Origin of the sequence: Saccharothrix sp. S26, from assembly GCF_021390395.1 — a bacterium.
GTDB lineage: Bacteria > Actinomycetota > Actinomycetes > Mycobacteriales > Pseudonocardiaceae > Actinosynnema.
The window spans coordinates 15,016-38,975 of sequence record NZ_JAJUWT010000040.1 but is presented as its reverse complement, the minus strand read 5'-3'; the positions used below and the strand labels follow the sequence as shown (position 1 = coordinate 38,975).

The 23,960-nt window shown below is 73.0% G+C and carries 24 protein-coding genes; 15 read left to right on the top strand and 9 right to left on the bottom strand.

Going from position 1 to position 23,960, the window contains the following annotated elements; all coding sequences use genetic code 11:
• From LZG04_RS40935 to LZG04_RS40925, 3 genes are all read right to left on the bottom strand, one after another.
• Positions 1-2,159: discoidin domain-containing protein (locus LZG04_RS40935; RefSeq protein ID WP_233827350.1), on the bottom strand; the 2,159-nt coding region annotated here is incomplete at its 3' end.
• A gap of 215 nt (positions 2,160-2,374) precedes the next feature.
• A complete protein-coding gene (locus LZG04_RS40930) occupies positions 2,375-2,833 on the bottom strand; it encodes a TIGR03618 family F420-dependent PPOX class oxidoreductase (RefSeq protein WP_233827349.1) in 459 nt (152 codons plus the stop codon).
• 4 nt (positions 2,834-2,837) lie between these two features.
• The gene (locus tag LZG04_RS40925; protein ID WP_233827348.1) at positions 2,838-4,904 is read right to left on the bottom strand and encodes a diguanylate cyclase; all 2,067 of its coding nucleotides are present in this window, start codon (positions 4,902-4,904) and stop codon (positions 2,838-2,840) included.
• 279 nt (positions 4,905-5,183) lie between these two features.
• On the opposite strand from LZG04_RS40925, the gene LZG04_RS40920 reads away from it, so the two are divergent.
• Both LZG04_RS40920 and LZG04_RS40915 read left to right on the top strand, forming a co-directional pair.
• Positions 5,184-5,840: a transcriptional regulator gene (locus tag LZG04_RS40920; protein ID WP_233827347.1), complete on the top strand. Its 657-nt coding sequence runs from the start codon at positions 5,184-5,186 to the stop codon at positions 5,838-5,840.
• 155 nt (positions 5,841-5,995) lie between these two features.
• Positions 5,996-6,637 (top strand): phosphatase PAP2 family protein, encoded by a 642-nt coding sequence (locus tag LZG04_RS40915; RefSeq protein WP_233827346.1) that lies wholly within the window; start codon positions 5,996-5,998, stop codon positions 6,635-6,637.
• 24 nt (positions 6,638-6,661) lie between these two features.
• Here the strand turns inward: LZG04_RS40915 and LZG04_RS40910 are convergent, their stop codons facing one another.
• The 3 genes from LZG04_RS40910 to LZG04_RS40900 all read right to left on the bottom strand — a co-directional run bounded on the left by LZG04_RS40910 (position 6,662) and on the right by LZG04_RS40900 (position 9,699).
• Positions 6,662-7,162, bottom strand: a complete 501-nt coding sequence (locus LZG04_RS40910; protein WP_233827345.1) for an NUDIX hydrolase — start codon at positions 7,160-7,162, stop codon at positions 6,662-6,664.
• 76 nt (positions 7,163-7,238) lie between these two features.
• A complete protein-coding gene (locus tag LZG04_RS40905) occupies positions 7,239-9,377 on the bottom strand; it encodes an EAL domain-containing protein (protein ID WP_233827344.1) in 2,139 nt (712 codons plus the stop codon).
• 127 nt (positions 9,378-9,504) lie between these two features.
• Positions 9,505-9,699, bottom strand: coding sequence for a hypothetical protein (locus LZG04_RS40900; RefSeq protein ID WP_233827343.1), 195 nt, complete (start codon positions 9,697-9,699; stop codon positions 9,505-9,507).
• 102 nt (positions 9,700-9,801) lie between these two features.
• On the opposite strand from LZG04_RS40900, the gene LZG04_RS40895 reads away from it, so the two are divergent.
• The 4 genes from LZG04_RS40895 to LZG04_RS40880 all read left to right on the top strand — a co-directional run bounded on the left by LZG04_RS40895 (position 9,802) and on the right by LZG04_RS40880 (position 13,370).
• Positions 9,802-10,974, top strand: coding sequence for a metallophosphoesterase (locus tag LZG04_RS40895; protein ID WP_233827342.1), 1,173 nt, complete (start codon positions 9,802-9,804; stop codon positions 10,972-10,974).
• A gap of 176 nt (positions 10,975-11,150) precedes the next feature.
• Entirely contained in the window at positions 11,151-11,579 is a 429-nt protein-coding gene (locus tag LZG04_RS40890) for a tyrosinase cofactor (RefSeq protein WP_233827341.1), read from the top strand.
• Positions 11,580-11,615: 36 nt separating this feature from the next.
• A complete protein-coding gene (locus LZG04_RS40885) occupies positions 11,616-12,437 on the top strand; it encodes a tyrosinase family protein (protein ID WP_233827340.1) in 822 nt (273 codons plus the stop codon).
• A 21-nt stretch (positions 12,438-12,458) separates the two neighbouring features.
• On the top strand, positions 12,459-13,370 hold the full coding sequence (locus LZG04_RS40880) for an NAD(P)H-binding protein (protein WP_233827339.1): 912 nt from the start codon (positions 12,459-12,461) through the stop codon (positions 13,368-13,370).
• Positions 13,371-13,377: 7 nt separating this feature from the next.
• Here LZG04_RS40880 and LZG04_RS40875 read toward each other — a convergent pair whose 3' ends face one another.
• On the bottom strand, positions 13,378-13,782 hold the full coding sequence (locus tag LZG04_RS40875) for a DUF6223 family protein (RefSeq protein WP_233827338.1): 405 nt from the start codon (positions 13,780-13,782) through the stop codon (positions 13,378-13,380).
• 195 nt (positions 13,783-13,977) lie between these two features.
• Here LZG04_RS40875 and LZG04_RS40870 point away from each other — a divergent pair, with 195 nt between their 5' ends.
• Together LZG04_RS40870 and LZG04_RS40865 are read left to right on the top strand one after the other, a co-directional pair.
• Positions 13,978-15,120, top strand: coding sequence for a sensor histidine kinase (locus tag LZG04_RS40870; protein WP_233827337.1), 1,143 nt, complete (start codon positions 13,978-13,980; stop codon positions 15,118-15,120).
• Positions 15,117-15,779 carry a response regulator transcription factor gene (locus tag LZG04_RS40865; RefSeq protein ID WP_233827336.1) on the top strand — a complete coding sequence of 221 codons (663 nt, stop codon included), beginning with the start codon at positions 15,117-15,119 and terminating at the stop codon, positions 15,777-15,779. The genes LZG04_RS40870 and LZG04_RS40865 overlap by 4 nt, the downstream gene beginning before the upstream one ends.
• Before the next feature lie 15 nt (positions 15,780-15,794).
• On the opposite strand, the gene LZG04_RS40860 is transcribed toward LZG04_RS40865, so the two are convergent.
• Both LZG04_RS40860 and LZG04_RS40855 read right to left on the bottom strand, forming a co-directional pair.
• A complete protein-coding gene (locus LZG04_RS40860) occupies positions 15,795-16,046 on the bottom strand; it encodes a hypothetical protein (protein ID WP_233827335.1) in 252 nt (83 codons plus the stop codon).
• A gap of 74 nt (positions 16,047-16,120) precedes the next feature.
• Positions 16,121-16,612, bottom strand: a complete 492-nt coding sequence (locus LZG04_RS40855) for a DUF4383 domain-containing protein (protein WP_233827334.1) — start codon at positions 16,610-16,612, stop codon at positions 16,121-16,123.
• A gap of 99 nt (positions 16,613-16,711) precedes the next feature.
• On the opposite strand from LZG04_RS40855, the gene LZG04_RS40850 reads away from it, so the two are divergent.
• The 7 genes from LZG04_RS40850 to argS all read left to right on the top strand — a co-directional run bounded on the left by LZG04_RS40850 (position 16,712) and on the right by argS (position 23,940).
• Positions 16,712-17,110, top strand: coding sequence for a molybdopterin-binding protein (locus tag LZG04_RS40850; protein WP_233827333.1), 399 nt, complete (start codon positions 16,712-16,714; stop codon positions 17,108-17,110).
• A complete protein-coding gene (gene modA / locus LZG04_RS40845; protein WP_233827332.1) occupies positions 17,110-17,850 on the top strand; it encodes a molybdate ABC transporter substrate-binding protein in 741 nt (246 codons plus the stop codon). The genes LZG04_RS40850 and modA overlap by 1 nt, the downstream gene beginning before the upstream one ends.
• Positions 17,847-18,653, top strand: coding sequence for a molybdate ABC transporter permease subunit (gene modB, locus LZG04_RS40840; RefSeq protein WP_233827331.1), 807 nt, complete (start codon positions 17,847-17,849; stop codon positions 18,651-18,653). Before modA ends, modB begins: the two co-directional genes overlap by 4 nt.
• Positions 18,650-19,699 carry an ABC transporter ATP-binding protein gene (locus LZG04_RS40835; protein WP_233827330.1) on the top strand — a complete coding sequence of 350 codons (1,050 nt, stop codon included), beginning with the start codon at positions 18,650-18,652 and terminating at the stop codon, positions 19,697-19,699. The genes modB and LZG04_RS40835 overlap by 4 nt, the downstream gene beginning before the upstream one ends.
• Positions 19,700-19,796: 97 nt before the next feature.
• Entirely contained in the window at positions 19,797-20,837 is a 1,041-nt protein-coding gene (locus LZG04_RS40830; RefSeq protein WP_233827329.1) for a medium chain dehydrogenase/reductase family protein, read from the top strand.
• Positions 20,838-20,901: 64 nt separating this feature from the next.
• Entirely contained in the window at positions 20,902-21,771 is an 870-nt protein-coding gene (locus LZG04_RS40825) for an LLM class F420-dependent oxidoreductase (RefSeq protein WP_374202994.1), read from the top strand.
• Positions 21,772-22,170: 399 nt separating this feature from the next.
• Complete coding sequence (gene argS / locus LZG04_RS40820; RefSeq protein ID WP_233827328.1) at positions 22,171-23,940, top strand: arginine--tRNA ligase; 1,770 nt, start codon at positions 22,171-22,173, stop codon at positions 23,938-23,940.
• Positions 23,941-23,960 lie beyond the last annotated feature (20 nt).

Here is a 23,960-nt window from a genome sequence, read left to right as displayed (position 1 = left end):
GTCGACGCCACCACCTGGCTGTAGTTCACGCCGTCCGCGCTGCCGGACACGCCCAACGTCTGCGTGCGGGCAGCCCACGCGGCGGCCGGCGGGAGCTTCAGCACCAGGCGGCCGACGTTCTCCGACCGGCCCAGGTCGACGGTGAGCGACTGCGGGAACTGGTTGCTCGCGCTCTCCCAGTAGGTGTTCGCGTCACCGTCCACGGCGTGCGAGGCCGGGAAGCCGCCGTTCGCGGTGGACGCGTTGACCGCCCTGCCCCTGGCCAGGTTGCCACCGGACGGGACGGTCGTCGTGGTCGTGGTCGTGGTCGTCGTCGGCGGCGCGGTCGGATCGGTGTAGATCGGGTCCGGCCACGGGCCGCAGTACGCCGGGCCGTCCCAGCCGGAGTTGCCCGCGCCCCTGGTGATCTGGAACGCGTTGTCGCCCAGGCAGCTGTAGACACCGGCCCGGCCCAGGCCGGTGGCGGTGACGTTGGTGAACGACGCCGAGCCCGGCGACTGGAGCTGGATGCCGAACGTGCCCGCGCCGGTGATCCGCACGCCGTCGAAGTGGACGTTGGTGATCGTGCCGCTGATGAACTGGATGGCCTCGTAGTTGCTGTCGACCAGGTCGGTGTCGGTGACGTCGATCCGGCCGGTCATCGCGCCGTCGCGGGCGTCGAACCACAGCGCGCCCACGCCGAACTGCCAGTTGGAGTCCAGCACGCCCGCGCGCAGGGTGGTGTTGCGCGACAGGGTGGTCGTGCCGGACAGGGGCACCGAGGAGAAGCGGTTGCCGACGTGGATGCCGCCGCCCTGGTCCTGGGTGTCGGCCACGACGTTCTCCGTGGCCACGTTGTCCCGGCCGCCGTAGATCGCGATGCCGTTGGCCTTCATCGGCACGACCACGGTGTTGCGGCGGATGGTGTTGCCGTGGTCGGCCTGCTGCTCGGACCAGAACGCGATGCCGTCGTCGCTGATGTTGCGGAACAGGTTGTGCTCGATCAGCACGTCGCTGATGCCGCGGTGCAGGTTCATGCCGTCGGCGAGCTGGTCGACCACCTTGTTGTTCCGGATGGTCAGGCCGCTGAACGGGCCGTCCAGCCACATGCCGACCTTGGTGTGCTGGAGGAACATGCCGGAGATCACCGAACCGCCGCCCAGCGCGCCGCCGATGGCGTTGGTCTGGTCGCAGTCGACCCGGTTGGTGACCTCGCCGATGATCGCGAAGTCGTGCAGGCCGACGCGCGTGCTGACGCCGGAGTTGCCGCCCTGCCCGCAGCTGGACGGCTCGCCCAGGCCGTAGAAGCCGACCCGGTCACCCGCCACGACGCTGTGCCAGTGGCCCGCGCCGCGGACGGTGACCTGGTCGACGGTGATGTGCTTGGTGACGGTGAACCGGCCGGCCGGGATCCACACCTCGCGGCCGGACGCCCTGGCGGCGGCGACCGCGGCGTCGAAGGCGGCGTTGTCGTTCGTGCCGTCGTTCGGCGTGGCGCCGTGCTCGGTGACGGAGACGGAGTTCGCGGGCCGGGTGGCAGGTGGGGCGACGAGCTCGAAGTCGGCCAGGTCGATCGTGTAGGACGGCGCGGTGTCGCCCGCGTCGACCTGGAGCCGCACCTTCGCGCCGGCGCCGAGCGTGCGGGGGAACAGGGCGCGGGTGGAGTCGTAGAGGTGGTGCGGCTTGCCCTGGTTCGGGTCGTTGGCGTAGGGGTAGCCGCCGTAGCGCCACGCGTACTTCGACGTGAGCGTGAGGCTGCCGGTCTTCGTGCCGTCGAGGTAGAGGGACAGGGGCGCGGTGATGCCCGCGCCGCCGTTGCCGTCCGGGATGCTGTACCGGAGGTCGATCGAGTTCGCGGGCTCGGTGAGGGTGAACTCGACGTAGCGGCCCTGGCCGGTCAGCGTCACGGCGCGGCGGCCGGACGCCTCGCCCTCCAGCGTGCCCTGGCGACGGCCGGGGCCGATCTTCGTGCCGTTGGTGGCGGCGGACTCGGCCTCGTGCTCGACGAACGGCACGTCCGCGCCGCGGCCGGGGATGTCGAACGGCGACGTGGCCACCGCGGCGGCCTGGGCGGCGACCCCGCTCGGCGCGACGGCGACCGTCACCGCGGCCAGCAGGGACGTGGCCACCGCCGCCGCGCCGAGCGCCAGGGGACGCCGGAGGGTGGGGTTGACTCGCATGGGTTCAGCCCTTCGTTGGACGGGACCTCGACACCACGGGCAGGGAAGTCACAGGGGTGTGGCGTGGCGCACACCATAGGGCGGCCGACCGTGCGCCCGCAAGATGTCTACTGAAACACGCAAAAACTCGACTGCCTGGGTTTCAGAGTCGGCGAAACAGCCACGTGCGGTGGCTTTGCGGAAACTTGCACTGGTCGACCGACAGCGAAGGGCGCTCAGTACGTCCCGCTGAGCTTGCGGTGGTCCCACGACACCACCGAGGTCGGCGCGAACCGCAGCCCGACCCGCTTGGCGGCCTGCGCGGCCACGAACGCGTCCAGCTCCGGACCGCTGTGACCGGAGTACCGGGCCGCCACCGCCGCGCCGATGCGCGCGACCTCGGCGTGCTCCTCCACCAGCCGCACGTCGCACTCCATCGTGACGCCGCGGAGCTGGTCGTAGGTCTCCCCCGCCTCCGACTGCACCGTGGCCTCGGGCTTGCGGCGCAGGTTGGCCACCTTCTGCGACGCCCGGTAGGTCCAGCCGAGCAGCTCGCCGTCCTCCACCACGAACCACAGCGGCACGAGGTGCGGCCTGCCGTTCGGGCCGAGCGTGGCCACGGTGACCACGCGCTGCTCCTCCAGGAACGCGCGCACCTCGTCGGCGGTCATCGTGATCAGGGCCCGGCGCGACATGGCGTCAGGATAGGCGGCTGTCCTCGCGCGCGGCCGCCGAGCCGGAACCGGGCGCGGCGCTCAGGTCGCCCACCACACCCCGCTCCAGCAACGCCAGGAACACGTCCACCAGGTCCGGGTCGAACCGCGCGCCGCGGCCGGCCCGCAGCTCGCGCACCGCCTGCTCGTGCGTCAGGGCGCGCCGGTGCGGCCGGTCGGCGCGCATCGCCGCCCACGCGTCGCACACGGACAGGATCCGCGCCTCGATCCGGATGGAGTCGCGGGTCAGGCCGTTCGGGTAGCCCGCGCCGTCCCACCGCTCGTGGTGCTGGCGGATGACCTCTGCCACCTCGCCGTGGTCGGGCAGCACGCTCACCATGCGCGCGCCGCTGTCGGGGTGCTCGTGCAGCAGGTGCCACTGCTGGTCGGTGAGCGGGCCCGACTCGGTGAGCAGGTCGTCGGGCAGCACGATCATGCCGACGTCGAGCAGCCGTCCCGCGCGGTGGGCGTTGTGGATCTCGGCCGGGTCGCGCTTGAGGTGATCGGCGACGGTCCGCGCCCACTCGGCGATGGCCAGACTGCGCCCGGGACTGGCCACGCGCAGGTCGACCAGGTCCGCGACCTGGTTCAGGTAGTCCACCGCGACGTCCTCCCGGTGCTCGGTGAGCGATGTGCCACCGGCGACCGCCCGGTCCCGACCCAGATCCTTGGCCAGGTACAGCGCGCGGTCAGCCGCCGACACCAACGCGGACGCCGTGCCGTAGTGCGGCGCGAACGCGGCGGTGCCGGCGGAGAGCGTAACCGTCACCGATCGGCGACCGCTCACGGCGATCGGATGGTGGGAGACGCCGTGCCGCAGCCGTTCCGCGAGCCGGGTCAGGTTCTCGGCGTCCGCGCCGGTCGCGATCAGCGCGAACTCCTCGCCGCCGTACCGGGCGAGCACCCCGCCCGGCCCGGCGATCACGCGCAGCCGGGAGGCCACCTCGACCAGCACCCGGTCGCCCGCCGGGTGCCCGAACCGGTCGTTGATCGACTTGAACCGGTCGACGTCGAGGATCACCACGCCCAGCGGGCTGCCGGTGCGCCGGGCCCGGGCGACCTCGTCGGCCAGGCGTGCTTCGAAGTAGCGGCGGCTGCGCAGCCGGGTCAGGCTGTCGGTGATGGCGAGCCGGCGCTGGTCCACGGCCAGGCCCGCGAGCCGCGTCGCGGTCAACGCGAACAGCACCGCGCAGCCCGCCGCGATCACCGGCACGTCCCGGCGCACACCCTGGGCGTGCTGCACGAGAAGAAGCAACGGGCCGATCAACGCGCCCGTGGACAGGATCGCGAGCCGAGGCCAGCTCAACCGCAGCGCGGGCACGTCCACCGGCTGCGCCATCCGACCCATCGACGGGTGCAGCGCGCACGCGCCGAGCGCCAGGTTGCCGGTCAGCCAGATCGCGTCCAGGAAGTTGCCCGCCTCGTAGCTGAGGTCCAGGCGCTGCAACACGTACACGGTGTCGGCGGTGAGGATCGCGGCCAGCCACAGCACGAGCAGCGCGAACGACCCGTCACGCCGTCCCGCGCCGAACAGCAGCCGCAGCGACACCAGCAGCAGCACCAGGTCCATCAACGGGTAGGCCAACGACACCATCTCGACCAGCAGCGGCGTGCCCAGGCGGGTCTGCGGGCCGATCACGAACACCCACGACAGCAGGCCCGCGACCACGGTCAGCGAGACCGCGTCGAGCAGGCTGGGCAGGTCGCGGTCGGAGCGGCGCTGGCGGATGAGCATCAGCAGGCCCACCACGACCAGCGGGTAGTGGCCCAGGTAGAGCGCGTCGGCGACGGACGGGTAGCTCGGGTCGTGCAGGACGTAGTGCGCCATGTAGAACGCGGTGTCGGCCAACGCGTACACGAGCTGGCTCAGGCCGAGCACGATCCACGGCGCGCGCGGCTCGGGCCGGTTGCGGCGCACGCCCCACCAGACGGCGAGCGCGGCGGACGTGCTGACCGCGCAGTAGACGACCACCCGCAGCGGGATCGTGCCGCCGAGGACGGGCAGCACGTAGTAGAGCCCGACCGATAACAGGCCGAAAGCCAGGTAACCCATCCACACCTGATGCTGTTTTCCGATCGGGATTCCGGGCTTTTCGACCGACGTGACTCCGGCGACGCGCAATCCCGGCACTCCCCACTGAGGCAACGCTGACGTTCGACAAGGCGGAGCCATGAGACCGGAAAGGGCTGTCCGCGTCAATCCCTGTTGCCGAGTCTTCATCCGCGCCGCCGGCCCGCATGCCCATCCGTGCGGGGTTGGGCGGCTCTATAGAGTGCGTATTGGTCATGCCGCCGTCGCCGGTGACGTGCGGCGCCCGGACGAGGGGGAACGATGGCGAAGGACGCGAAGGCCCTGTTGGAGCGGGTGCGCGCGGAGCTCAAGTCCGACGGCGCGACGAACCGGCTGGTGCCGCTGATCGCCTCGGGCGAGGCGTCGACGGAGGTGTTGAAGGCGCTGGCGGCCGAGGAGCACCGCATCGTGCAGAGCGATTGGCGAGCGTTCCTCACGTTGGCCGCGCAGTCCCCCGTGCCGGCGCAGCGCGAGTTCTTCGCGACCGTCGCGGGCGGCGAGGGGTTGGCGTTGGCCAAACTGTCCGATTTCGCGTCCGCGTGCGGCCTGACCCCGGATGACGTGGCCGCGTACCGGCCGTTGCCGGGGTGCCAGGCATATCCCTCGTACGTGGCCAGGCTGGCGTTGGACGGCAATCCGCACGACGCACTCCTCGCGATTCTGGCGAACTTCGCGGAATGGGGCGGCTATTGCGCGACGATCGCCGCCGCGCTGCGCGAGCACTACGGTTTCGACGACGAAGGCTGTGCGTTCTTCGACTTCTTCGCCGAACCGGCCCCCGAGCTGGACGCCCTGGGCCTGCGCGCCCTGACCGACGTCCTGGCCACCGACTGGACTCCGACCGCCGCGCTGCCCGCCGCCCGCCTCCTGCACTCCTACGAGCTGCTGTTCTGGAACACCCTGGCCGACCTCCCCTGACCCGAGAGTCCTACGTTCACGTCGCGTGAGTCCTACGTCCAGGACCACTGAGTTCTACGTTCGGGCGTTCGTGAGCGTTCAACTCGGGGGTCGTGAACGTAGGACTCACGCGGCGCGGACGTAGGACTCTCGCGATAGGAAGTGCGGGGAACGGCATGACGAGTGACACGACCAGCCCCACCGTCGCGCGACGGGTGGCGCGTTTGGCGACGGAAGTGCTCGCACCGTGGGTGTGGGTGCTCGGCCTGCCTCCGGTGATCGCCTGGCACGCCGACGGGACGGTGGGCGGCGCGTTGCTGTGGGGGCTGATCGTCGGCATCACCGGCTCGGTCATCCCGATGATCGTCATCATCCGGGGCGCACGGCGGGGCAGGTGGGACAGCCACCACGTGACCAACCGCGAAGGCCGGCTCATCCCGTTCATCGCCTGCGTCGGCTCCCTCGGCTGCGGGATCGCCATCCTCGTCCTCGGCGGCGCACCCCGGCAGATGATCGCCCTCGCGCTGGCCATGTTCGCCTCGCTGGTCGTGAGCATCGCCATCACGTTCGCCCTGCCGGTCGGCGGCGTCCGGGGGTGGAAGATCTCCATGCACGCCGGCGTCGCCGCCGGGTCGGCGGTGATCCTCACCATCACCTACGGACCGTGGCTCGCGCTGGTCGCGGGTGCGGTCGTGCTGGTCGCGTGGTCGCGCGTCGAACTGGGTGACCACACGACGGCCCAGGTCGTCGCGGGCAGCGCACTCGGCCTGGTCGTCGGCGGCCTGCCCTACTGGTGGCTGGTCGCGAACCTGACGTGAGTCGATCAGGTGGCCCCTGCCCGATCAGCCGAGCCTGGTGCGGATGACGGCGTCGCCCGATTCGCAGAGTGCCGGCTCACCCGCGCCAACCGCGTCGAGGGCCGCTTGGAGCCGACGGGCGAGGAGCGGTTTCACCAGGTCACGCGCAGCGTCCAGCGGGTAGAGGCCGACCGAGCGGATTTCGGGGTCGGTGAGTTCGACGGCGTTCACCTCTTCGTCGGTGATCAGGCCGCCGTCGAAGATGAACGCCAGCCCTTCGGGCATCGGTCCGTCGGCGGGGATGTGGTCGATCACGAGGAGCCGCCCGAGCGGGCGGTCGATGCCGAGCTCCTCCGCGACTTCGCGCACAGCCGCTCGCCATGGCGCCTCCCCGGCGTCCACGGACCCGCCGGGGATCTCCCAGTTCGGCTTGTACGAGGTCTCGACCAGCAGGACGCGGCCCGCCTCGTCCCGGAAGAGGACACCGGCGGAGGTGCGCTTGCGGTTCAGCGAGGCCGCGTACTCGTCGAACGGCAGTAGATCCACACCACCTGACGCTACCGGCCGCCGTCCACGGACGATCAGCGCCGCCGCGCCGGGGCTCGGCGTCGGAACGCGGCGGTCACGGGACGGACGGCTGGGTGTCCCAGTTCTCGGCCAGGTCGGGGCGGCCGAAGAGGTAGCCCTGGGCGTAGGCGCAGCCGGCGTTGCGGAGCCAGTCGGCCTGGGCCTGGGTTTCGATGCCCTCGGCCACGGTGTGCGCGCCCAGGACCTCGGCCAGGTCGATGATGCAGCGCACGACGCCCGCCGTGCGGCCGGTGTCGGACAGCGCGCCGGTGAACGAGCGGTCGATCTTGACCACGTCGAACGGGTAGCGCTGCAGGTAGCTCAACGACGAGTAGCCGGTGCCGAAGTCGTCCAACGCGACCCGCACCCCGGTCTCCCGCACCTCCATCAGCCCGCGCATGGCCGCGCCGTCGGCCCACACCGACTCGGTCACCTCGATCGTCAACCGCTCCGGCGGCAGCCCGGTGGTCTTGAGCACCCGGTCCAACGACGGCAGGAACGCGGGCGCGGACAGTTGCCGGGTCGACACGTTCACCGTCACGCCCAGCGAACGGCCCTGCTGGAGCCACCGCATGGCCTGCTCGCACGCGCCCGCCAGCACCTTGTTGCCCAGCGGCACGATCAGCCCGGTCTCCTCCGCCAGCCCGATGAACTCACCGGGCCCGAGCAGCCCGTGCCCCGGCCGCTGCCACCGCACCAACGCCTCCGCGCCCGCCGCCGCCGACGTCGCCAGGTCCACGATCGGCTGGTAGTGCAGCACCAACTGCCCGTCGGACACGGCGGTGCGCAGGTCGGCCTTGTCGCGCTGGCGGGCCAGCACCTGCTCCCCCATCTCCGGCCGGAACAGCCGGATCCGCCCACCGCCCTCGCGCTTGGCCACGTACATGGCGGTGTCCGCGTCACGCAGCAGGTCCGCCGTCCCGATGCCCGGCGCGGACACCGCGATGCCGACGCTGGCCCGGATCACCGTCTCGTGCCCCAGCCCGGTCAACGGCCGCGCCAGCTCCGACAGGATGCGGGTGGCCAGCCGCGCCGACTCGCGCACGTCGTGACCGGGCGCGAGCACGGCGAACTCGTCGCCGCCCAGCCGCGCCGCGGTGGCCACGGGTCCGACGGCCCGGCTGATCCGCTCGGCCGCCGACACCAGGTACCAGTCACCCGCCTCGTGCCCCTCGGCGTCGTTGACCTCCTTGAACCCGTCGAGGTCGATCACCAGCAGGCCCACGTCCTCCCCGGCCAGCAGCGCGTCGTCCACCAGGTGCAGGAAGTGGGTGCGCCCGGCGAGCCCGGTCAGCTCGTCCCGCTCGGCCCGGGTGCGCAGCTCGTCCTCCAGCTCGCGGCGCTTGCTCACGTCCACCGCGGTGATCACGGTGTGCTGCTCGGAGACGTGCTCGACCGGCACGGCGTGCACCGCGAGCACGCCGGTGGAGCCGTCCGGCCGCGTGACGCGCACCTCGACCGCCTCCTGGGCCGAACGGCAGCCGCGCACGCAGGCGGTGATGTCCGGGCCGTGCGGGCACGGCACCCGTCCCGGTCGCGCCGCGGCCCACGCCAGCAGCTCGCGGGCCCGGTCGTTGTGCAGCCGGGGCGCGCCGTCGGCGTCGACCAGCACGAGCCCGACCGGGCTGGCCCGCACCACGGTCTCCACGGTGCGGTGCGCGTCCTCCACCAGCCGTGCCGAGCGGGTGGTCTCGTGCAGCGCCATCGCGCCGACGCCCAGCCCGACCAGCGGCATGAGGATCGCCATGACCAGGGGCCCGGTCACCGCGGCCGGCGTGACCGCGATCCACACCGCGCACCCGCTCAGGTAGCCCAGCAGCGCGGGCACCGCCCGGACGGGGAACGGCTCGTTGTCGCCCCGCAGGGCGCGGCGCAGGGTCACCGCGAACAGGAACGCGATCACCGGTTGCGGGGTGGGCAGCACGAACGCCGCGCCGTGGGCGACCACGCACTCGACCATCGCGATCAGCCAACTGTCCCGCGTGGGGCTCAGCCACCACGACGCGAGCACCAGCGGCACCAGCAGGGCGAGCGCGAAGCGGGCGGGCCCGGTGCCGACGAAGAACAGTTGCAGGGTGAACGCGACGGCGCTGAGCCAGGCGTAGACCTCGGCGAGCTTCCTGGTCCGGCGCAGCCCGGCCTGACCGGGCGACGAGAGCGGGTCGTCCACCACGGTGCGGGTTGGACGAGCCACGCCCGGTTACCCCCAAGTCAAGCGGCGGACGACTGAACACCACGCGGAAGATCGAACTATCCATATCGGTGTTCACGTTCTCAACCGCCATTCGGGTGAGTCCACTATGGACCGCACCACCCCTGGGTCACGACCCCGGCGTCGACTCCTTCGGCGGCTCGCTGTCGGGCAGCGGGTCCGGGGTGGTCTTGGCCAGGTCGGCGGCCACCACCTTGGCCTCGTCGATCTTGCGCTGGGACTCGGCCAGGCGCTGGTCCTCCTCCGGCGTCTCGACCCGGAAGGCGTCGGTCGTGTCGATCTCGGGTTCGTGCTCGTCAGCCATGTGACCAGGTTTTCCCCGCGGCCGGGGGCCAAACTTGGACACCGGCCGCACGGCGGTCTACCGTCGATAAGAGCCCGCTGGTCCGTAAGCCGAGGAGATCCGATGTCGAGCACGACGACCGCGCCGCCCCGCCCGTCCGCGCGGCGACGCGTGATCTTCGCGGCGGTGTTGCTCACGGTGACCGCGTTGTTGTTCTGGGTGCCCTGGACGGGGTTGCTCGCGCCGGGAGCCCGGTGGCCGTGGCCGGTGCAAGCCCTCGGCACGGCGTTCTTCGTCGTCACGTCGGTGGCGTTCCCGCTGCTGCTGGTCCGCGCGCACGGCCGCCGCCACTCCGACCGGGCGTCACGGCTCGCGCACCTGGCGCTGGGCGTGGCGTGGGTGTTCTTCTCGTGGGCCGTGATCACGCACGTGCTGCGGCTCGTGCTGGCGGTCGCGGGGGTGGAGAACCCGGTGCGGGCCCGGCTGGTCGCGGTCGTCCTGCTCGTCGTCGGCCTGGGGCTGGTCGCGCACGGCATCCGGGAGGCTCGCCGGGTGCCGCGGGTCAAGCGCACCGACGTGGTGCTCCCCCGGCTGGACCGGGCGTTCGACGGGCTGACCATCGCGGTGCTCGCCGACACCCACTACGGCGCGATCGACCGCACGAAGTGGTCCGCGGCGACGGTGGCGGCGGTCAACGCGCTCGACCCGGACGTCGTCGTGCACGTGGGCGACATCGCCGACGGCACGGTCGAGCAGCGCCGGGGCCAGGCCGCACCGCTGGCGGACGTCCGGGCGCGGCACCGGTTCTACGTGTCGGGCAACCACGAGTACCTCTCCAACGCCCAGGCGTGGCTGGACCACCTGACCGAGCTGGGCTGGACGAGCCTGCACAACCAGCACCGGGTGCTGGCGCGCGGTGACGCCCGGCTGGTGTTCGCGGGCGTGGACGACGTCACGGGTGCCCACTCGGGCGAGGCCGGGCACGGCGCGGACGTCGCCGCGGCGCTCGCGGGCACGCGCGCCGACGACCCGGTGGTGCTGCTGGCCCACCAGCCGAGCGAGATCGGCAAGGCGGTCGCGGCCGGTGTCGACCTGCAGCTGTCCGGGCACACGCACGGCGGTCAGATCTGGCCGTTCCACCTGCTGGTGCGCTTGCAGCAGCCGGTGCTGGCCGGCCTGAGCCGCCACGGCGAGCGCACCCGGCTCTACACGAGCCGGGGCGCGGGCTTCTGGGGCCCGCCGCTGCGCGTGTTCGCGCCAAGTGAGATCTCGCTGCTCACGCTGCGCGCCGCCTGACCGACACGGCGTGCGCCCCAGGGGATTTCGACCCCACCCACACGGGTGCATGCCTCACACGAACGGGTGAGCGCCGTTGTCGCGACAGGCGCACGGACTCACTCTCGGCATGAGGCACGGTGAGCCACGACGCCGTTGGGGGGCCTCGAAGAACCCGACGCCGTCGAAGGACTCCCATGAACGACATCTCCCGCCGCGACGTGTTCCGCCACACCGCGACCGCCGCCTTGATCGTCGTCGGCGCGGCCGGTTTCGCCTCGTCCAGCGCGCTCGCGGGCCCGAACCGGGCCGCCCTCCTCGCCGACCCCCGCGACTTCGAGGAGACCTACAAGGGCAAGAAGATCAAGGGCGAGCACGACAAGGACAAGGGCAAGCACAAGATCCACATCAACGGCAAGAAGCTCGGGGTCGTGCAGATCGAGCTGCCCGTCGCACCGGACTCGGCCGCGACCTACACCGCGGTGCTCAGCACGCTCAACCACTTCGACCCCGTCCCGCTGGACGAGGGCGAGCACCGCGACGGCCTGAAGAAGCTCGCGAGGCTCGCCGTGGACCAGCTCGGCGACCAGGAGCTGACCGCCGACGCCGACCACTCGCACCCGTGACCGGCGTGCTCGACCGCCCCGAAAGGACACGAGCCCATGGGCACCCGTAAGAGCGTGGCCGTGCTGACGGCCACCGAGAAGTCGAACTTCGTGGCGGCGGTGAAGGCGCTCAAGGCGCAGTCGAGCGGTCGCAACTACGACTGGTTCGTGCGCACCCACATGACCTACTTCAACGCCGTCAACGGCCACAACTACGCGCACATGTCGCCGTCGTTCCTGCCGTGGCACCGCCAGTACCTGCTGTTGCTGGAGAACGCCCTGAAGGCGATCAACCCGGCCGTGGACCTGCCCTACTGGAACTGGACGGCCAACCGCTCGACCACCGGCGCGCCGTTCACCTCGGACTTCATGGGCGGCAACGGCGCGGACGGCAACGGCCCGGTGCTCAGCGGCCCGTTCGCCGGCTCCACGAGGTGGCGCATCAACGTCAGCGCCACGTCCTCGACCTCGCTGCGGCGGGCGATGACGTTGCGCGGCTCGCTGCCCACCGGCTCCGACGTCGACACCGTCCTGGGCGTGTCGACCTACGACGTCTCGCCGTGGGGCTCCTCGTCCGGCAGCGGGATGCGCAACCGCATGGAGGGCGGCCTGTCCCCGGGCCTGCACGGGCGCGTGCACAACTGGATCGGCGGGCACATGGCGCAGGTCGACTCGCCGAACGACCCGGTGTTCTTCCTGCACCACTGCAACATCGACCGGCTCTGGTCGGCCTGGCAGAACCGGTGGGGCTACGGCGCCGACCGCTACCTGCCGGGCGGCGGCGTGGCGAACGTCGTGGACGTCGACGAGGTGCTGGAGCCGTTCGGCGTCACCGCGAGCTCCACCCTGGACCACCGCGGCAGCTACACCTACGCGTGACGGGCAGGGCATGATCGCCGGGTGAGGTTCCTGGTGGTGGGTGCGAGCGGGTTGGTCGGGCAGCACGTCGTCGGGCGGCTGCGGGCGCGGGGGCACGGGGTGACGGCGGTCGCGCGGACCGCGCGGGACGGGGTCGACCACGCGGTCGACGCGACCACGGCGACCGAGGCCGCGTTCCGGGCGTTGCTCGCGGGGCACGACGGCGTGGTGTTCGCCGCCGGCGCGGACGACCGGGAGGTGCCGCGCAAGCCCGCGTACCCCGTGTTCCACCGGGGCAACGTCGCGCCGGTCGTGCGGCTGCTCACGGCCGCCCGCGAGGAAGGGCTGACCCGGGCCGCGGTGATCGGGTCGTACTACACCCACTTCCACCGCCTGCACCCCGAGTGGGGCCTGGCCGAACGCCACCCGTACATCCGCAGCCGGGTCGAGCAGGCGCGGGCGGGCCGGGCGGCGGCCGGGCCCGACCTGCCGGTCGCCGTGCTGGAGCTGCCGTTCGTGTTCGGCCGGGCGGGCGACCGGCTGCCGAACTGGTCGGGCGCGCTGGACCGGTGGGTCCGGTCGCGGTCGCCGCTGCTCGCGCCGCCCGGTGGCAGCGCCGCCACGACGGCCGCGCACGTGGCGCAGGAAACGGTCGACGCGCTGGAACGCGCGTCCGGCGAGGACATCCCGGTGGCGCTCGAGAACCTGACGTGGCCGGACATGATCGGCCGCATCGCCACCGCCGCCGGTCACCCCCGCCCGGTGCGGGCGCTGCCCGGCGCGGTGGTGCGGGTGGCGTTGCGGCTGACCGGGCTCGTGCAGCGGCTGACGGGCAGGCAGTCCGGGATCGACCCTGCACACGCGGGCGCCCTGCTGCTGCGGGAGCTGTTCGTCACGCCGGCCCGCCCGGGGTCGGTGGACGACGCGCTCGCCGAGACCTTCCCCCGCGACTGACGCCGGGTCAGCCGACCGGTTCGGCGCGGCGCGCGCGGACCAGGACCAGCCGGCCGAGGACGACGCCGACCACACCGAGCACCAGGGCGGCCGCGCCGCCGACCACACCGTTGCCGCTGCCGGGGCCTGCGTCCGCGACGGCCAGGTTCACCGCGCCGTTGACCGCGCCGATCAGCCCGGCGACCAGGGCCACGAGCGCGGCGCGCCGCCCGCCGTTGCCGACACCCCTGTTGGCACGGGACCGCGCGAGCCGGCCGACGACCACGCTGAGCAGCGACACCAGTGCGGCGATGCTCGCCCAGACGCGCCGGGGGGTGCCGGCGAAGTTGTCGACACCCTGGTTCGCGCACTCCCCCGGGCTCGCGCAGACTTGGTCGGCCGCCGACGCGGCGAGCGTGAACAGGACGGACATGGGGTTCTCCTCGGGTTCGGGCGACGGGACGTGCGGTGATCATGTCCGGCGGACCGCTCCCGGTCGTCGTTCCACTGTGGTCACTTCGCGCTGCCGCGACCGCGGCACCGGACCTTCGAGTACTGCGGGCGCGGTAGTCGGTTGATCGTCCGCACGCAGGACTCGCCCGCGCGGACGCCCGGTTAGGGTGCCCGCATGAGCACCGGACGGTCGGGTCTTCGGGCCGCGGTCGGTGACTGGGTGATCGCCGTCGGAGTTGCCGCGATCCTCCTGGTCACCGGGCTTTCGGAGCAGCGCCCGGAGGCCGGTCCCGCTGTGGTCGGGTACGTGCTGCTGGTCGCGGGCGGCCTGGCGCTGGGGCTGCGCCGCCGTGCTCCGGTCGTCGTCCTGGCCGGCACCGGGTTGTGCGTGGTCGGGTCCCAGGCCCTGGGTTTCGACGCGCCCGCCGTGGCCTACCTGGTCGCGGTCTACACCGCCGTGCGCGCCGGGCACCGCGTCGTGGTGGCGTTCGGGTCCGTGGCCGTGCTGGCAGCGCTGCCGGTCGCGGTGATGGTGTCCTCGCCGGGCGGGTCCACGGGTGAGGCGTTCGCCCAGGCCCGGGGCGTGCTCGAACTGGCCTGGCTGATCGCCGCGGCCGCCGCGGGGGAAGCGCTGCGGCAGGCCGAGCGCCGGGCGGACGAAGCCGAGCGCACCCGCGAGGAGACCGCGCGGCGGCGGGCCGACGAGGAGCGGCTGCACATCGCGCGCGAGCTGCACGACTCGCTCACCCACCAGATCTCGGTCATCAAGGTGCAGGCCGAGGTCGCGGTCCACCTGGCCGGCAGGCGGGGTGAGCAGGTGCCGGAGGCCCTGCTGGCCATCCGCGACGCCGGTCGCGAGGCGGCCCGGGAGCTGCGCGCGACCCTGGAAGCGCTGCGCGACCACGTGCACCCGGACGGCGGGAACCCGCCTTACGGGCTCGACGACGTCCCGGAGCTCGTCCAACGGGCGCGCACGACGGGCCTCGACGCGAAGCTGACCGTCGAAGGGCGCCCGACCGGCGTGCCGGCCGCCGTCGAGCGCGCCGCCTACCGGATCGTCCAGGAGTCGCTCACGAACGTCACCCGGCACGCCGCCGCCGCGACCGCGTCGGTCCGGATCGACTACCGGCCCGACGCGCTGGTCATCCGGGTCGACGACGACGGCCGGGCCGCACCGGGGCACGAGCCCGCGCCCGGTGTCGGGCTGCTCGGGATGCGCGAGCGGGCCACCGCGCTCGGCGGCCGGCTGCGGGCGGCCCCACGCCGCGAGGGCGGCTTCACCGTCCACGCCGAACTGCCCGTGGAGCCGAGGTCGTGATCCGCGTCGTGCTGGTGGACGACCAGCCGCTCATCCGCAGCGGCTTCCGCGCGCTGCTGGACATCGAGGACGACATCGAGGTGGTGGCGGAGGCCGCCGACGGCAGGCGGGGCGTCGAGCTGGTCCGGCAGCACCTGCCCGACATCGCGCTGGTCGACGTGCAGATGCCGGTCATGGACGGCATCGAGACGACCCGGCTCATCGCCGCCGACCCGGCCCTGGCGTCGGTGCACGTCGTCATCCTGACCAACTACGGCCTGGACGAGTACGTCTTCCACGCGCTGCGCGCCGGCGCGGCCGGCTTCCTCGTCAAGGACATCGAGCCGGAGGACTTCCTGCACGCGGTCCGCGTGGCCGCGCGCGGGGACGCCCTGCTCGCGCCGTCGATCACCCGCAGGCTGATCGACCGGTTCGTCGCCCAGCCGCTCGCCACCCCCGGCGGCCCGGGGCTGGAGGAGCTGACGAACCGCGAGCGGGAGGCCGTGGCGCTGGTCGCGCGCGGCCTGTCCAACGACGAGGTCGCCGACCGCATGGTGATCAGCCCGCTGACCGCGAAGACCCACGTCAACCGCGCGATGACGAAGCTGCGCGCCCGCGACCGGGCCCAGCTCGTGGTGTTCGCCTACGAGTCCGGTCTGGTGGTCCGGGGCGGGGCCTAGCGGCGGCGTGGGGCGTCAGTAGGCGCGGCGGCCGGTCTGCGGCGGGTCGTAGTCGTAGTCGTCGTCCTCGGGCACGTCGAACGGCAGGGGCCGGTTGGTCCACGAGTCGATCACCACCAGCAGGGCGGTGCAGACGATGACGACGACGCCCACCCAGGCCAGGCCGCCCCAGACCAGGATGCCCGCGATCAGCAGCAGCGGCAGGACCATGAACAGGCAGAACGGGTCCACGCGCCCGAAATGCCGCCGTTGTCCGGAACTCGCCATCTAACGCCCTCCCAGTCAAGCGCCTCCCTGGGTGAACTTACGCGACGCGGTCCGCGCCGCGGTCAGCCGGGCGGTCACGCGCCGCGCTGTTCACGGCCGGGGTACCGGCCCTGGGCGCGTTCGAAGACCGTGGCGAGCACGGCCAAGATGATCATGCCGGCTCCGAGCCCGAGGTGCAGCAGGTTGTCGGCCGGGTTGAACGGGGCGAAGTTCGCCGGGCCACCTTCGTGGTCGATCGAGTGCACCACCGAGCCGTAGACCCACAGCAGCAGGTAGAGGAAACCTCCCGCGCCCAGGAACAGCCGTGCCGCGCCCGCGGAGGACGCGGCGAGGATCCCGGCCACGCCCAGCAGCAGGTGCAGCGCGTTGTGCAGCACCGACACCTGGAACACGCCGAACAGCATCGCCTCCGAGTGGGGCCCGGCGAAGCGGATGCCGTCGAGGGCGGCGGTCACGCCCGGCACGAACCCGAGCACACCCACCAGCAGGAACACCGCTCCGACGAACAGCGCGAGCGCCTGCACGGGACGGCGGCGGGTGCCGACGCGGTCGGTCGAGCTCGCCATGGCGGTCCTCCGATCAACGGTTGTGCTTGGCGTACCCGGCGGCCACGACGGGAAACCAAGATCACCGCACTCCGCAAGTGCGGCGTTACACTGCCCGATGTGCCGAATCTGCGAATCAGTGACGCCGCAGCCCTGCTCGGGGTGAGCGACGACACCGTGCGCCGGTGGATCGACCAGGGCCGGCTGGCCGAGGTGCAGCTCGACAGCGGCCGCAAGGGCGTCGACGGGCGGGAGCTGGCCGAGTTCGCCCAACGCCTGGCCGAGGCACCCGAGCCGGGCGTGACGGTGGCCGCGTCGGCGCGCAACCGGATGCGCGGCATCGTCACGCGCGTGGTCAAGGACGGCGTGATGGCGCAGGTCGAGTTGCAGGCCGGGCCGTTCCGGGTGGTGTCGCTGATGAGCCGCGACTCGGCCGACGAGCTGGGCCTCGAGATCGGCAGCGTCGCGGTGGCGTCCATCAAGTCCACGCACGTCGTGGTCGAGATCCCGGAGGCGTGATGCGGGCCCTGGCGCTGGTGGCGTTGGTGGTGGTGGCCGGCTGCGGCACGGCCGAGCCCACGACCGGCGGGCAGGTCACGGTGTTCGCGGCGGCGTCGCTGACCGAGACGTTCACCCGGCTCGGCGAGGAGTTCGAGTCGGCCAACCCGGGGGTGGACGTCGTGGTCAACTTCGGCGGCAGCTCCGGGTTGGCGCAGCAGATCGGGCAGGGCGCACCGGCGGACGTGTTCGCCTCGGCCTCGCCCGCGAACATGGAGCAGGTGGTCGACGGCGGAGGGACGGCCGCCGAGCCCGTGACGTTCGCGCGCAACCGGCTGGAGATCGCGGTGCCGGCGGGCAACCCGGCCGGGATCACCGGGCTCGCCGACTTCGCCCACGCCGACGCCCGGATCGCGTTGTGCGCGGAGCAGGTGCCCTGCGGAGCGGCGGCGAAGCGGGCGTTCGAGGCCGCCGGGGTGACGCCCCGGCCGGACACCCTGGAACAGGACGTCAAGGCGGTGCTGACCAAGGTGCGGCTCGGTGAGGTCGACGCCGGGCTGGTGTACCGGACGGACGTGCGGTCCGCGGCCGGCCGGGTCGAGGGCCTCGCCTTCCCCGAGGCCGACCGCGCGGTCAACGACTACCCGATCGCACCGCTGGCCAAGGCCCGCAACGCGGCGGGCGCACGGGCGTTCGTCGACTTCGTGCGGTCCGACCGGGGTCGGGCGGTGCTCGCCGAGGCCGGGTTCGACGCGCCGTGACGACGACCCGACGCCGCACCGGGGGCCGGCTGCCGGTGGCGCTGGTGGTGCCGGCCGTGGTGGGGCTCGCGTTCCTGCTCGTGCCGCTGGTCGGCCTGCTGGTCCGGGCGCCGTGGGGCACGCTGCCGACACGGTTGCTCAGCCCGTCGGTCGGCGAGGCGCTGCGGTTGTCGTTGGTGTGCGCGAGCCTGGCGACGGTGGTGTGCCTGGTGCTGGGCGTGCCGCTGGCGTGGCTGCTGGCGCGCGGCGACGTGCCGGGACGGGGCGTGCTGCGGGCGTTGGTGACGGTGCCGCTGGTGCTGCCGCCGGTGGTGGGCGGCGTGGCGCTGCTGTTCGTGCTCGGCAGGCGCGGGCTCGTCGGGCAGTACCTCGACGCGTGGTTCGGCGTCTCGCTGCCGTTCACCACCGCGGGCGTGGTGCTGGCGGAGGCGTTCGTGGCGATGCCGTTCCTGGTCATCTCGGTGGAGGGCGCGTTGCGCGCGGCGGACCCGCGATACGAGGAGGCCGCCGCGACGTTGGGCGCGTCGCGCTGGCTGGCGTTCCGGCGGGTCACGCTGCCGTCGATCCTGCCGGGCGTGGTGGCGGGCACGGTGCTGTGCTGGGCGCGGGCGTTGGGCGAGTTCGGGGCCACCATCACGTTCGCGGGCAACTTCCCGGGAGAGACGACGACCATGCCGTTGGCCGTGTACCTGGCGCTGGAGACCGATCCGGACGCGGCGATCGTGCTGAGCGTGGTGCTGCTGCTGGTGTCGGTGGGGGTGCTGGCCGCGTTGCGCGACCGGTGGATCAGCGGGCCGTCGTGACGCTGCACGCCGACCTGCGGGTGACCCGCGGCGCGTTCCGGTTGGGCGCGGAGCTGGTGGTGCAACCGGGCGAGGTGGTGGCGCTGCTCGGTCCCAACGGCGCGGGCAAGAGCACCGCGCTGCGCGCCCTGGCGGGGCTGCTGCCGTTGACCGGCGGGCACATCCGGCTGGGCGAGCGGATGTGGGACGCGCCACCGGACGTGTTCCGGCCCGCCGAACGGCGCCCGATCGGCGTGGTGTTCCAGGACTACCTGCTGTTCGCGCACCTGTCCGCGCTGGAGAACGTCGCCTTCGGGCTGCGTGCGCGCGGTGTCGGGCGGGCGGCGGCGCGGGCCGAGGCGGCGCGGTGGCTGGACCGGGTCGGGCTGGCGGCGCACGCGAAGGCCAGGCCGCGCACGTTGTCCGGGGGCCAGGCACAACGCGTGGCACTGGCCCGTGCCCTGGCCACGGGCCCCGAGCTGCTGCTGCTGGACGAGCCGCTGGCCGCGCTGGACGCCGCCACCCGGCTGCACGTGCGCGCCGAACTCGGCCGCCACCTGCGCGACTACCCGGGCCACACGCTGCTCGTCACGCACGACCCGCTGGACGCGATGGTGCTGGCCGACCGGCTGGTGGTGCTGGAGCACGGCGAGGTCGTGCAGGAGGGCCCGCCGACCGAGGTGGCCCGCCGCCCGCGCACCGACTACGTCGCCGACCTGGTCGGCCTCAACCTCTACCGGGGCACCGGGCACGGCACCGCGGTGTCGTTGGACGGCGGCGGCACCCTCACCGTGGCGGCACCGGCGACCGGGCCGGTGCACGTGGTGTTCCCGCCCAACGCGGTCAGCCTGCACCCCGAGCACCCGGCGGGCAGCCCGCGCAACGCGTGGCGCGTCACCGTGGCCGGGATCGAACAGCACGCGCACACGACCCGCGTGCGGCTGGACGGCGTGCCGCCGGTGCTGGCCGACGTGACCACCGCGACCGTCGCCGACCTGCGGCTGCGGCCCGGTGACGAGCTGTGGGCCGCGGTCAAGGCCACCGAGGCGCACGCCTACCCGTCCTGACCGTTGTGAGTGACCAACCACTCTTGCCTTGACAGGCGGAACGGCTCCGCGTTCACTGGGTCGTGAGTGATTGACCACTCACACTTTGGAGGAAGCGATGAGCCAGCAGTCCACCGAGCAGGTCCTGGAGGTCGTGCTGCCGGGCGTGGTCGAGCCCGAGGGCTTCGAGCTGCGCCGCCGCAGCCGGCCCGTCCCCGCACGGGGCCAGGCGCTCGTGCGGGTCGAGGCGACCGGCGTGTCGTTCGCCGAGCAGCAGATGCGCCGGGCCAAGTACTACGACCAGCCGGCGTTCCCGTTCGTGCCCGGCTACGACCTGGTCGGCACCGTCGCCGAGGTCGGGCCCGACGTCGACCCGACCCTGGTCGGCGGCCGGTTCGCGGCGCTGACCAAGATCGGCGGGTGGGCCAGCCACGCGCTCGTCGACGCGGCGGACCTGGTGCCGGTGCCCGTCGGCGTCGACCCGGCCGACGCGGAGACGGTCGTCGTCAACGGCCTCACCGCCTGGCAGATGCTGCACGGCGTCGCGAAGGTCACCGCGGGCCAGACCGTGCTGGTGCACGGCGCGAACGGCGGCGTCGGCTCGACCCTCGTGCAGTTGGCCCGGCTCGCCGGCGCGCGCGTCATCGGCACCGCGTCACCCCGCCACCACGACGCCGTCCGCGCGCTGGGCGCCACCCCGCTCGACTACCGCTCCCCCGACCTGCCCGGCGCGGTCCGCGAGCTGGCGCCGGGTGGCGTGGACGCGGTGTTCGACCACGTCGGCGGCCCCGGCATCGTGGACTCCTACCGCCTGCTCGCGCCGCGCGGCACCCTCGTCGCGTACGGCACCGCGTCCACCCGGGACCGGAAGGGCTCGTCCCGGCTGCCCGTGCTGAAGCTGTTCGCCCGCCTGCTGTGGTGGAACGCCCTGCCCAACGGGCGCACCGCGACGTTCTTCAACATCTGGGCGGGCAGGCGTGACGCGGCGAAGTTCCGCGCCCGGCTGGCCCGTGACCTGGGCGCGGTGTTCGCCCTGCTCGCCGACGGCTCCCTGCGCCCCCAGGTGGCCGCGCGCGTGCCGCTGGAACGGGTCGCCGACGCGGTCCGGCTCGCCGAGTCCGGCACGGTCACCGGCAAAGTCGTGCTGATCGCGGATTGACCTGGAGCGCGCTCCAGCCACTAGCGTCGCCACCGTCGATAGCGGGTGGAGAACGGAGCGCGACGTGCGACTGGGGCTGCACATCAACCGGTTCAACCAGGGCGCGGCACGGCTGGGTCCCGAGCTGGCCGCGACGTGCCGGGCGGCCGAGGAGGCCGGGCTCGGGTGGCTGTCGGTCATGGACCACTACTTCCAGATGGAGCACAACGGCGGCGCGGAAGACCCGATGCTGGAGGCGTACGCGACGCTGGGGTTCCTGGCGGCGAACACGTCGACCGTGCGGCTGGGCGCGCTCGTCACCGGCGTCACCTACCGCCACCCCGGCCTGCTGGCGAAGATCGTCACCACGCTGGACGTGCTGTCGGGCGGTCGCGCGACGCTGGGTTTGGGCGCCGCCTGGTACGACCGCGAGCACCACGGCCTGGGCGTGCCGTTCCCGCCGCTGGGCGAACGGTTCGAACGGCTGGAGGAAGCGCTGCGGATCTGTTTGCAGATGTGGAACCCGCAGGACAACGGGCCGTTCGAAGGCAGGCACTACCGCCTCGCCGAGACCCGGTGCGTGCCCGCGCCGTTGAGCGCGCCGCACCCGGAGGTCATGATCGGCGGCAACGGCGAGCGGAAGACCCTCCGGCTGGCCGCCCGCTACGCCGACGCCTGCAACCTGCTCATCGGGTCACCCGCCGACGTGCCGCACAAGCTCGACGTGCTGCGCGGGCACTGCGACGACCTGGGCCGGGACTACGACGCGATCCGCAAGACGGTGGTGCACCTGGGCGAGCTGCCCGACGACCCGGACGGTGTCGCCAAGACCCTGGCCCCCTACGCGGACCTGGGCATCGACACCGTCATCCTCCGCTCGCCGGACGGCGACCTGCCCGGCTGGGTCGACCGCCTGATCGCACCGGCCGCCCGCCGGCTGGCCGAGGTCGGTTGACCGGTCCGCGGGTTCGGCCCGGGAGGTCGGCCGGGTTCGACCCAGCCGTTCGGCCTGGTTCGACCCCTCGGTTCGGCCGGGTTCGGCCCAGCAGTTCGGTACCGGGTTCGGTCCGGCGAGGTCGATGCCGCGGGCCGGCCCACGGGTCGGTCCCGCGGGTCGGCCTGGGGGTTCGGTCCGGCGAGGTCGGCCTGGGGATCGGTGCCGGAGGGCGGCCCGCGAGTCGCTCCCGGGAGCGAGCCGGGATTCCGGCCTGAGGTTCGGTCCGGGGCGGTGGTGAGCTGTCCAGTGTGGACCGTTCAGCCGCAGCGGTGGTGGTCGCGCGGGCTCGCCGACCCTCGGCGGGCGGTGCGTCGGGAACCTGGGACAATCGCCTTCCTACGAAGGAGGATGTGCCAGGTGAGTGTCCACCACCAGGAGGTGCCGTCGCTGTTGGAACGGATCGCCACGACGATGTCGGTGGCGATCGGCCGGGTCCGTGAGGACCTGGCGGGCGCGGACCCGGTGGTGCGACGATCCGAGCGCGCGGACTTCCAGTGCAACGCGCCGCTGGCGCTGGCCAAGCGCGTCGGGGTGAAGCCGGTCGAGCTGGCCCGGCAGGTGGTGGCCGGGCTCGACCTCGGCGCGGACGCGGTGATCGCCTCGGTGGAGCCGTCCGGGCCCGGTTTCCTCAACGTCACCGTGACCGACACCGCGGTCTGGGAGCAGGTCGCCGCCCGCCTGGAGGACCCGCGCCTCGGCGTCGGCACGCCCGAGCTGGGCCGCCGGGTCGTGGTCGACTACTCCGCGCCCAACATCGCCAAGGAGATGCACGTCGGGCACCTGCGCACGACGATCATCGGCGACAGCCTGGCCCGCGTGGAGGGCTTCCTCGGCGCGGACGTGCTGCGCCAGAACCACCTGGGCGACTTCGGCACCCAGTTCGGGATGCTGATCCAGTACCTCGACGAGCACCCCGACGCGGCGTGGCACCAGGACGAGCTGGGCGAGGGCACCTCGGCGGTGTCGGCGTTGGACGGGCTGTACCGGTCGGCGCGGGCGAAGTTCGACGCCGACCCCGACTTCGCCGACCGGTCGCGCGCCCGGGTCGTCGCGCTCCAGGCGGGCGACCCGGACACGGTCGCGGTGTGGCAGGACATCGTCGCGGAGTCCGAGCGGTCGTTCAGCGCGATCTACGACCGGTTGAACGTGCTGCTCACGCCCGAGGACTCGGTCGGCGAGTCGTTCTACAACCCGATGCTGGGCGACACGGTCGACGAGCTGGTCGACGCGGGCCTGGCGGTGGAGAGCGACGGCGCGCTGGTCTTCTACTCGCAGGAGGTGACCGGGCCCGAGGGCAGGCCGGTCACCCTGATGGTCCGCAAGAGCGACGGCGGGTACGGCTACGACACCACCGACCTGGCCACGATCCGCTACCGGCTGCGCGACCTCAAGGCCACCCGGCTGGTCTACGTCACCGACTCGCGCCAGTCGCTGCACTTCCAGCTGGTGTTCGAGGCGGCCCGGCGCGCCGGGTGGCTCACCGACGGCATCGCCGCCGAGCACGCCGCCTACGGCACGATCCTCGGTCCGGACGGGACGCCGTTCAAGACCAGGTCGGGCGGCACGGTCCGGCTGATGGACCTGCTCGACGCCGCGGTGTCGCGAGCCAGGGCCGTCGTGGCGGAGAACCGCGACCTCGACCCGGCCGAGCTCGACCGGATCGCCGAGTCGGCGGGGATCGCCGCGGTCAAGTACGCCGACCTGTCGACCTCGCGGGTGAAGGACTACTCCTTCGACGTCGACCGCATGGTGTCGTTCACCGGCAACACCGGCGTCTACCTCCAGTACGCGCACGCCCGGATCAGCTCGATCCTGCGCAAGGCGGGCGACCCGGACGCGGCGGTCGACCGCACGGTCACGCCACACCCCGCCGAACGGGCCCTGGGCCTGGCCCTGGACGCCTACGGCGCGGTCGTCACCGAGGTCGCCGCCACCCTCGAACCGCACCGGCTCTGCGGCTACCTCTACGACCTGGCCCGCGCCTTCACCACCTTCTACGAGGCCTGTCCCGTGCTCAAGGCCGACGAGCCCGTGCGCGGCAACCGGCTGGCGCTGTGCCGGTTGACGGCGCGGACCCTCGGCCACGGCCTCGACCTGCTGGGCATCGCCGCGCCCGAACGGATGTAGCCACCACCCGGGTTCGCCGG